Annotated in this window: 11 protein-coding genes; 6 read left to right on the forward strand and 5 right to left on the reverse strand. The window is 71.5% G+C overall.

The window, feature by feature from the left end; all coding sequences use genetic code 11:
• Positions 1-54 precede the first annotated feature (54 nt).
• From BLT28_RS26125 to BLT28_RS26140, 4 genes are read left to right on the forward strand one after another with little or no spacing between them, the layout of a single operon-like run.
• Entirely contained in the window at positions 55-417 is a 363-nt protein-coding gene (locus tag BLT28_RS26125) for a fluoride efflux transporter FluC (RefSeq protein WP_043810210.1), read from the forward strand.
• Positions 414-755, forward strand: coding sequence for a fluoride efflux transporter FluC (locus BLT28_RS26130; protein ID WP_030427240.1), 342 nt, complete (start codon positions 414-416; stop codon positions 753-755). The genes BLT28_RS26125 and BLT28_RS26130 overlap by 4 nt, the downstream gene beginning before the upstream one ends.
• Before the next feature lie 46 nt (positions 756-801).
• Positions 802-1,986, forward strand: coding sequence for an ATP-grasp peptide maturase system methyltransferase (gene tgmC / locus BLT28_RS26135; RefSeq protein ID WP_030427239.1), 1,185 nt, complete (start codon positions 802-804; stop codon positions 1,984-1,986).
• Positions 1,987-1,995: 9 nt separating this feature from the next.
• Positions 1,996-2,235, forward strand: coding sequence for a TFIIB-type zinc ribbon-containing protein (locus tag BLT28_RS26140; protein WP_081900014.1), 240 nt, complete (start codon positions 1,996-1,998; stop codon positions 2,233-2,235).
• A 61-nt stretch (positions 2,236-2,296) separates the two neighbouring features.
• Here the strand turns inward: BLT28_RS26140 and BLT28_RS26145 are convergent, their stop codons facing one another.
• The 3 genes from BLT28_RS26145 to BLT28_RS26155 are packed head-to-tail and all read right to left on the reverse strand — an operon-like array spanning position 2,297 to position 5,806.
• On the reverse strand, positions 2,297-4,594 hold the full coding sequence (locus tag BLT28_RS26145) for an ABC transporter permease (RefSeq protein WP_030427237.1): 2,298 nt from the start codon (positions 4,592-4,594) through the stop codon (positions 2,297-2,299).
• A gap of 16 nt (positions 4,595-4,610) precedes the next feature.
• The gene (locus tag BLT28_RS26150; RefSeq protein WP_030427236.1) at positions 4,611-5,288 is read right to left on the reverse strand and encodes an ABC transporter ATP-binding protein; all 678 of its coding nucleotides are present in this window, start codon (positions 5,286-5,288) and stop codon (positions 4,611-4,613) included.
• Positions 5,285-5,806, reverse strand: coding sequence for a PadR family transcriptional regulator (locus BLT28_RS26155; protein WP_030427235.1), 522 nt, complete (start codon positions 5,804-5,806; stop codon positions 5,285-5,287). The genes BLT28_RS26150 and BLT28_RS26155 overlap by 4 nt, the downstream gene beginning before the upstream one ends.
• Positions 5,807-5,937: 131 nt before the next feature.
• Between BLT28_RS26155 and BLT28_RS26160 the strand changes: the two genes are divergently transcribed.
• On the forward strand, positions 5,938-6,585 hold the full coding sequence (locus tag BLT28_RS26160; protein ID WP_052406871.1) for a D-alanyl-D-alanine carboxypeptidase family protein: 648 nt from the start codon (positions 5,938-5,940) through the stop codon (positions 6,583-6,585).
• A gap of 120 nt (positions 6,586-6,705) precedes the next feature.
• Here the strand turns inward: BLT28_RS26160 and BLT28_RS26165 are convergent, their stop codons facing one another.
• A complete protein-coding gene (locus tag BLT28_RS26165) occupies positions 6,706-7,080 on the reverse strand; it encodes a VOC family protein (RefSeq protein ID WP_030427233.1) in 375 nt (124 codons plus the stop codon).
• Positions 7,081-7,195: 115 nt separating this feature from the next.
• Here BLT28_RS26165 and BLT28_RS26170 point away from each other — a divergent pair, with 115 nt between their 5' ends.
• A complete protein-coding gene (locus BLT28_RS26170) occupies positions 7,196-7,693 on the forward strand; it encodes a CGNR zinc finger domain-containing protein (RefSeq protein WP_052406870.1) in 498 nt (165 codons plus the stop codon).
• A 374-nt stretch (positions 7,694-8,067) separates the two neighbouring features.
• Here the strand turns inward: BLT28_RS26170 and BLT28_RS26175 are convergent, their stop codons facing one another.
• Positions 8,068-9,000 (reverse strand): hypothetical protein, encoded by a 933-nt coding sequence (locus BLT28_RS26175; RefSeq protein WP_156050509.1) that lies wholly within the window; start codon positions 8,998-9,000, stop codon positions 8,068-8,070.
• Positions 9,001-9,319 lie beyond the last annotated feature (319 nt).

Genomic DNA, 9,319 nt, shown 5'->3' on the forward strand with positions numbered 1-9,319 from the left:
GTGCTTGCAGGAGGGAGGTGGCCTTGCCCACATCGGCCCGTATACCGTCTTGACGTGCGAGAACAGGCTCCGGCACTACTAGCGGTCGCGGCCGGCGGCATCGTCGGTGCGCTCGCCAGGTACGGCATCGCGGTCACCGTCAGTGGTCCTCACGACGGGTTTCCCGTGGCCACCTTCGGCATCAACGTGCTCGGCTGCCTGCTCATCGGCGCCCTGATGGCCTTGCCCGTCAAGGGACTGCGCAGGCCCTTCCTCGGCACCGGCGTGCTCGGCGGCTTCACCACCTTCTCCGGCTACGCCGTGGAGACCGAACGCCTGCTCGCGGGCGGTCACCTGCTGACCGCCGCGCTCTACGTCTTCGGCACGCTGCTCGCCGCACTCGCCGCGGTGGTGCTGGGAGCGAGGCTCGCCCGGTGAACGCACTCCTCGTCGCGCTCGGCGCCGGGATCGGCGCCCCCCTGCGGTACCTGGCCGCCCAGCGGTTCGGCACCCGGGGCATCTTCGCGGTCAACGTGATCGGCTCGTTCGTGCTCGGCGTGCTCACCGGAGCGGCGGTGGCGGCCCCCGGCATGGCACTGCTCGGCACCGGGCTCTGCGGTGCGCTGACCACGTACTCCACCTTCGGCTACGAGAACGTGGAGCTGCTCCGGCGGGGCGCGGGCCGGGCGGCGCTGCTGAACGTCGCGGGCAGCGTCGTGCTCGGCGTGCTCGCCGCGGCGGGCGGGTTCGCGGCCGGAGCTGCCCTGTTCGGCTGAAGGCGCGGCGGGCCACGGGGCGTTACCGTGAACGCCGAGGTGCGCCATGGGCGAGTTGAGCAAGCGCAAGGCACAACGGCTGCGCAACCGGATGGCCGCGACGCTGGCCGAACAGGGCGCATTGGCCGATCCGCACTGGCGCGCGGCCTTCGAGCAGGTACCGAGGCACCTGTTCCTGCCCCGGTTCTTCCGACCGCACCCGGACGGCGGCTGGACGGCGGTCGCCGACTCCGACCACGAGTGGCTGGAGCTGGTCTACTCGGACTGGGTGTGGGTGACCCAGCTCGACTGCGACGACCGCAGGTGGGCCCTCGCCCGGCGGCAGGGACGCACGCCCGGCACCGCGACCTCCTCCTCCAGCATGCCGACGATCATGGCGATCATGTTGGAGGCGCTGCGGATCCGTGGCGGCGAGAAGGTGCTGGAGGTCGGCACCGGGACGGGTTACAACGCGGCACTGCTGTGCCACCGGCTCGGCCCGCGCAACGTGTCCACAGTGGACGTCGACCCGCTGGTGCTGCGCCGGGCGGCAGCCAACCTGGAGCGCGCGGGCTACCGACCGACCCTGGCCACCGCGGACGGCGCGGCGGGCTACCCCCCGACCGCGCCGTACGACCGGGTGCTCGCCACCTGCTCGGTGAGCAGCATCCCGTTGCCCTGGCTGGCCCAGACGGTGGTCGGCGGTCTGATCGTGACGACGCTGCACCGGCCGCTCGGGGCGGGCCTCGTGCGCATCACCGCGGGCCGCAACAACACCGGCGAAGGCACGGTGCTGCCCGCGGACGGCCGGTTCATGCCGCTGCGCGCCCATCGGGGCCCTGACATCACCGACCTGCTGCGCGATGTCGGGGACTGCTCGGGGCCCCGGTCGCCGACGGCCCTCGGGATGAACGTGGTGACCAGCCCGAGCAGCGCGTTCGAGTTCTTCGCCGGTCTGGCGCTGCCGGGCGTGCGGCCCGCGACCGGGATGACCGTCGGCGAGCTGCGGCAGAACTGGCTGGTGCACCCGGACGGCTCCTGGGTCCGGCACACCTCCGAGCGCGGGCGGCACCACGTCGAGCAGGGCGGCCCGCGACGGCTGTGGGACGAGACCGAGCAGGCCTACGAACGCTGGCGCGCGCTCGGCGAACCCCGCCGGGAGCAATTCCGGCTCACCATCGATCCCGGCGGTCAATGGATCTGGCTCGATGAGCCTTCTGGAGGACACCACTGGGAACTCGAATCCGCGTAATCTGAACCCATGATCTGCCCGAAATGCAATGACGCGATGGTGAACTACGAGCGCAACGGCGTGCACGTCGACCAGTGCCGCGGCTGCCAGGGCCTCTACCTCGACCCCGGTGAGCTGGAGCAGCTGGTCAAGGCGTCGAGCAAGTACTACGAGCACAAGCGCGCGAACGGCGGGGAGGTCGACGACAAGAAGCGGAAGCGCGACAAGGACGACGGTTTCTTCGAGGAGATCCTCGACTTCATCATCTGATCCGCGTACCCGCACTGGTAATTTTACTAGAATGCGCCGGAGATATCTGCATGGAAATGCATCATTCGGTGCGCAGACCCTCCGAGCGCATCGCCCGGCGCAGCTGCGGCAGCGTCATCACCGTCGCCAGCAGCACCGCGAGCACCGCCGCCACCCCCGTCATGCCGATGGCCTCCCAGTCGTAGCTCCGCGGCATCGGGGTGGTGTTCAGCACCAGCGCCGCCAGGCCGAGGCCGCACACCAGTGCGGCCCCCGTCCCGAGCACGACCGGCACGGCGTTCTGCCACAGCACCGACCACGCCAGGGTCGAGTACGGCACTCCGGTCGCCGACAGCACCGCGAACTGCCGCCTGCGGTGCCTGACGTGCTCGAAGGCCACCACCAGCAGCCCGCCCGCCGCCAGCGCGAGCGTCACCACGGAGGCCACCGTGACCAGCCGCCGGATCGCCGTGTAGGTCCGCTCGGAGTCGGAGGCCGGCGTCGCCCGTGCGGAGAAGCTGAGCGTCCTGGTCAATCCGATCTCGTTGCGAATCGCTTCCAGGGCGAGCGAATCGTGCTCACCGAGCCGGACGGCCACGACGTGCTGCAGCTCCGGCGTCCCGGGCCCGATGGCCGCTGGGGTGACCAGCAGACCGGATCCGCTCCAGGGCACGCGGACGGCGGGCCGCGCGACCTGCCGCACTCGCTCCGGTTGCCGCCAGGTCAGCGTCCCCTCCCGCGCAGCCTGCAGCACGAACTCCGTTCCCGCAGGTATGTCCGCGAAATCGCCGTTGGAGTCGGGGAAGGCGAAGACGTCGCCGTCGGCGCAGGCGTCGATCGGCGTCAGCTCCCGCAGCGCGGGGCACGACGCGACGGTCAGCTCGACGGGACTGGCCACGTGGGCCGGCTGTTGCGCGTACGCCACGCTGTGGGAGACAGCGCGCTGAACCCCTTGCATGCCGCGCAATCGCTCCGCCAACTGCCGTGCCGACTCCGCGTCAGCGACGTTGATCCACGCCAGGTCGCGGTCGGTGCTGGGCTTCCACGACATCTCCCGGTGGATCGGGTCGCTGGTCAGCAGCAGTGCCTGGAGCGCGATCCCGCCCGCGAGCAACGCCGCGAACCCGCCGACGATCCGCCACGAGGCGCCGCCGTGCGCCTCCATCCGCCGCATCGCCAGCTGCCAGGACAGCGGCCCGCCCCGTGATCGCCCGACGCAGCGTTCGAGCAGCCACGGCAGCACCATCGGCATCCCCACCAGGACCAGCACCACCCCGAGGACGACGAGCTCCGGCCGGGACCGCGACGCCATGCCCCGGTGCTGCCCGGCCAGCAACGCGACCCCTGCCAAGATCGGCAACAGCCGCCACCAGAGCCTGCGCGGAGCCCGGCGGACTCCCCTGCTCACACCGAGCGGTTCGATGAGCGTGCGGCGCAGCGCGATGAAGGCCGTCCCGACCGCGATCACCGGCACGACCAGGAAGACCAGCAGCACCAGGGGCGGCGACGGCCTGACGTCCTCGCCGAAGATGCTCAGCCCGAACAGCGAGATCGAGTCCACCAGCTCGCGCCCGCCCACGAAGAACCCGACACCGACGACGAGGCCCGCCAGCGCCCCGGCCAAGGACTCACCCGCCACGATCCGCCTGACCTGCCCGGCGTCCGCGCCGATCAGCCGAAGCGCGGCGAGCCTGCGGTCCCGCGCCGACGCGGACAGCCGTGCCGTCCCCGCGACGAAGACCACCACCGGGATGAGCAGCACCACCAACGTGATGACCACCAGCAACGAGAGCAGCGGGTCGAAGTACAGCCGCTCAGCGGGGGCGCCGACGCTGTAGGCCGGGGTGGTCCGGTGCAGCTCGGCGCGCTCGACGCCGACGTAGAGGTGCAGCTCCCGGGGACCGCTCAGGCCGTCCTCACCGATGATCCCGATGACGCGCTGGGGAAACCTCGGGCGCAGCGGTGCTCCCTCGGGACTGTCCAGGAGATCACGCAACGCGGGTGACAGCACGATCTCGCCCGGCTTCGGCAGCACCTCCACCCCGGGCACCTTCGGTGGCGCCGGACCGTCCGCGAACACCATCTCGCCGCCGAACCGCCGTCCGGCGAACTCGGTGCTGACCACCGTGCTGTACAGCGGGCTGACGCCGGGGATCGGCCTGCTCGCGTCAGGAGCGGCGCCGATGCTGCGCGCGTGCGTGCGCTGTTCGTGGGATTCCAGGACGCTGCCCGCGGAAGCGGCGGTGAGCAGCGCCGCGACGCCCAGCCCGATGCCGATCGTGATCCAGGCCAGGCGCACAGCGGAGCCCCGGCCTCCCGCCACCGCGAGTCGCACCCCGAGGGCGAGGTCGGCGGACCAGCGTCGGAGGGTGTCCCTCACCAGCCGGGCCGTTCGGTCACGCGACCAACTCCACGTCCTGTGTGCGTCCGTCCCGCACGACGATCTCGCGATCGGCATGCGCGGCGACGCGGGGCTCGTGCGTGACGAGCACGACCGCCGCACCGGTCTGCCGGGCGGCGCCGAAGAGCAGGTGGAGGACGCGCTCGCCGTTCAGCGAGTCCAGCGCCCCGGTGGGCTCGTCGGCGAAGAGCACCTTCGGCTTCGTGGCCAGCGCCCGCGCCACCGCGACCCGCTGCCCCTGGCCGCCCGATGCCTCGCCCGGCCGCTTGGCCGCGATGTCACCGACCTCCAGCAGGTCCATCCACACCATGGCGGAGCGCTCGGCGTCGGCCCGCCGCATTCCGCCGAGGCGCAGCGGCAGCGCGACGTTCTCCAGGAAGGTCAGCTCGGGAACGAGTTGGCCGAACTGGAAGACAAAGCCGAAGTCGTTGCGGCGCAACGCACTCCGCTCACTGTCCGACATCGCCGACAGCTCGGCGCCCCGATAGCTCACCGTGCCCGAGTCCGGCTTCAGGATGCCCGCGAGGCAGTGCAGCAGCGTCGACTTCCCCGATCCGGACGGCCCCATCACCGCGACCAGCTCACCGGCCCGCACCGACATGCTCGCGTCCACCAACGCGGCCGTCGGCCCGAAAGCCTTCGCGATGCCCTTCGCCACCAGCAGTTCGGTCATGTGCTGGCCTCCCTCAGCTCGTCGAGGCGCGCCGTGGTCAGCTCCAGCCAGCGCAGGTCGGCTTCGAGGTGGAACAGGGCGTGGTCGCACACGAGCTGGTCGGCCAGGTCCCCCGCGGCCTTGCGGCGGGTCAGCGTGCGCATCAGCCGCAGGTGCTCCGCGCGCTGCGCGTCCAGCACGCCCTGGGCGCTGCGCCCGGACATGAGCGCGAGCACCACCTTGGCGTACAAGGTGTTCTGCAGGTACGGCTCGGGTTTCTCCGGCGTGCCCAGCCATCCGTCGATGTCGGTGACGCCCGCCTCGGTGATGGCGTAGCGCTTGCGCTCCGGTCCGCCGCCCGCCTCGGTCCCGTCCACCTCCACGAGTCCGTTGCGCAGCAGGCGGGACAGCGTCGAGTAGACCTGGCCGTAGTGCAGCGGCCGGTCGTGCCCGAAACGCTCGTCATAGGCACGCTTCAGGTCGTAGCCGTGTCGTGGACTTTTCTCCAACAAGCCCAGCAGTGCGTGCCCTATTGACATGAGCCGAACTGTACACGGGGTGTATAGCCGCGGATATCAATTTCCTGATGCTGCCCTCGCACCCCCGTGCAACGCGCAGGCACCCCCGGCCGTATCCGATCAAGGAAGCAGTCGAACCCTGGGAGCGCGAAGTGCAGAAAACCGTCGGACTGGTCGCCGCAGGCGCCCTCGTCGGTGTGATGATCAGCGCGCTCGGAACGATGACCGTCCACCCCGGAGCAGCCTCGGGACCAGAGCGAACGCGCATCGAGACGGACAGCGCGGCGGCGCGCGCGATGCCGCCGGACCCCCCGCCCGCGATGACCTACGTGCCGCCGTCCGACGGGGGGAAGGCCCCCGGCGGCGAGAACGAGGGCAAGACCACCAACGGCACCTGCCCTGTCGATCCGGGCTACCACGACAAGGACACGAAGGGGATGAAGCCCGCCGCCGCCCTGGCGTGGGCCAAGGCGAAGGAAGAGGCCGCGTCCCAGGGGGTCACCCTGTGCGCGCACGACGCGAAACGCACTGCGGCGCAGCAGAAGGCGGAGTTCGACGCGGCGCTGAAGCGCTACAACGGCGACCGGCGACTGGCCGAGCGGTACGTGTTACCGCCCGCTAAATCTTTGCATGTGGTGGGACTCGCAGTGGACGTGCAGCCCCGCGCGTCGGCAGCATGGTTGGAGCGCACCGCGGGAGCACTAGGGTGGTGCCGTCGATATGCCAACGAACCGTGGCATTTCGAGTACAACAAGGACTACGCCGACTCGGGTTGTCCGGCTCTCAAGCCGCATCCGTGAGGCGCTGGGGCATACCGTCCGCACTGACATCAGTGCCCCCCGACGTGTGGACGGTGTGACTGGGTCGCCCGGGTCAGCGCATGCCGGGCGGCCCAGTGCACCAGCCCCGTCCGCTCGGGCTCACGCAACCAGGCAGAACGGGTGCCCCGCCGGATCGGCGTAGACCCGGAAGCCGTTCGTCGGCGATCCCTGCACCTCACCCAGTGGCTTCGCGCCGACCGCCACCACGCGATCGTGCTCCGCGTCGATGTCGTCGACCCTGATGTCCAGATGGAGCATCTGCGGCCGCTCCCCCTCCGGCCACGTGGGCGCGCGGAACCCGGGATCGCGCTGGAACGACACCGTGGCGCCGTCCGGCCCGCTCACCGAGGCCCACCTGTCGTCGCCGCTGACCCCGTTCCACCCGAGGAGGTCGTTGTAGAACGCCGCGAGCGCCAACGGCTCCGGGCAGTCCAGCACCACGGTCTCCAGCTTCAGGCCGCGCTTCTCGGCCATGGCCACCCCTCCAACACATAACCACTGTGAACTAGATGACGGTTACTAACCAGTGTCCGAAGTATGGTGGTCAGCCGGGCGGGTCGCAACCGTTCTCGGTCGTAGAGTGGGCTGCGTGAGCGCCCCGGACACCGACCACGACGTGGACCTCCTGCTCGCGTTCCTGAATACCCGCGACGAGGAGAAGCACACGGACGTGCTCGACGACGTCGACGAGTGGCGGCTCTGGACGAGGAGCAACGGCATCCGGGTGCCCGGCGGACCCGCCGACGTCCGGCCGCTGCGCGACGCCCTGCGCGAGGCGATCGCCTGCCGGGAGCACGCCCCCGACCTCACCTCGGGCGCCGCTTCGGACGTCGCCGTCGACCTGCGCGCCGAGGTGCGCGGGGGCGTCCCCGTGCTGGCGCCGACCACCGCGGCCGGCGTGTTCCTGGCCGCGGCGCTGCGGTTGACCATCCTCGGCGAGTGGGACCGCTTCAAGATCTGCCCGGCGCGCACCTGCCGGTGGGCCTTCTACGACCGCTCCCGCAACCGCTCGCGCTCGTGGTGCTCCATGCGCGTGTGCGGCAACCGCGAAAAGGCCCGGGCCTTCCGCGAGCGCGCCAAGACCTGAGTCCCGCCGGCCGGGACGTCCTCACCCCGGCTGGGCCTGAGTCCGGGCAGTAAGAAGCCCCGACGTCGCGGGGGCAACGCGACGCCGGGGCTGTAAACCCGACCCGGCCGGGCGCGGTCGGTCGGAATCGGGTGGCACGGGAGGACGGGGTGTCCGCGCGAAGCGGAGAGTCGGGGCCGGGCGGGCGCCCACGGGCTCATCGGCGGGGGAACCGACTTCCGGCATGGCTTTGGACAAGAAGCTTCCGGAGCGAACCCGCGGGCGCCGCGCCGGTCGGGAAGGGCGTCACGACCGTTGCACAGACGGTCGGCGCCGAAGCATGAGCAAGATCAACTAGAACTGCGCACACCCCAACCGCGCCAGCGGTCGCGGGGTCAGTCCGGGGAGGTGGCCGGACGGCTCAGGAAACCGGCGACCGGAACGACACCGTCGCCGTAGACCACGCCGGTCACCGACAGCACCGGCGGCGGGGGAAGCAGCGCGGGCAGGCCCGCGGCAGTGCGGTTCGGGCCGCTCTCGGCGAGGCCGTTGCCCGCGGGCGAGGTCCCGGTCTGCACCGGGCTCGGCTTGGAGTCCTCGCGCGGCAGCGTGGGAACGCCGTCCTTCTTGGCGTCGTTCGCACCGCCGAGGGAGAGGGCGGAGCGGCTGGGAGCCTGGCGGACGCTCGGGTGGTGACTGCCGTGCCGGATGGCGGCGGTCTCCTCGGCGGGAAGCTGCGCGGGCGGGACGTCCGGAGCGGGCAGCGTCACCGGGTCGGGCTCGGGCCACGGCAGCGGCTTGGGCCGCTCGGCCGAGACCTCACCGGAGGAGTGGTTGCCCAGCGGCGGCCGTTCCGGGCCGGCCGGGAGCAGGTTGGGGGATTCGGGATCGGGCTCCGGCATCGGCCGGGTCAGCCCCGCGTCGGGGTCCTCACCGGGCGCCGGGGCGGACGGCGTGAGCCGCAGCCGCAGCAGGTCCTTGATCAGCTCGCGCAGCTCGGTGTGCTGGGCACCGGCGCCGGTCCGCACGACAGCGGCGGGGCGGTCGGTGACAGCGGGGGCCTTGGCGGCCCGGAGGCGGGCGGCGTTCGACGTGGCGAGCCGGTCGACGAGGGCACCGGCCTGCGTCGCGGCATCCGCCGGTCGCTGGCCCTGCTCCAAGACGACCGACGGGCTCAGAACGTCGACGCGGGCCGGCGCCTCGTCGGCGCTGGCGGCGGTGGCCACGGCCAGCCAGGCGGTCGCAGCCAGACCACCCGTGACGGCCAGCCGTACGGCAACAGCGCGCAGCCTCTCTCCCCAGCTGCGCACCGTTCCGGTGCTGGACACCGTCACCACCACCCGCCGATCACCAAAGACGTAACACGCTCGGGAACCGCTGCGATTGACATGTTTATTCCACCCGGCGCCGATGGCGAGCCTACCCGCAATTAACCACCCGGAAAGGCTGCTTGGTGCTCCACTCGGGGGTGGGCCGCTGGCCTGCGATGACGGTGCGTGGCGCCACCCGGACGAGTGAGCCCCGGCGGCAGGCGTGACCGAGCCCCGCCACCTGGCGTTCCACTCCGCTCCCCGAGCCGCCCCGCCCACCGCCTCTTACGCAGAGTGACGATCGTCGATCTTTCGGGCTGCGCGGGATGACCTGGCT

The organism is Allokutzneria albata, assembly GCF_900103775.1.
Taxonomy (GTDB): domain Bacteria; phylum Actinomycetota; class Actinomycetes; order Mycobacteriales; family Pseudonocardiaceae; genus Allokutzneria; species Allokutzneria albata.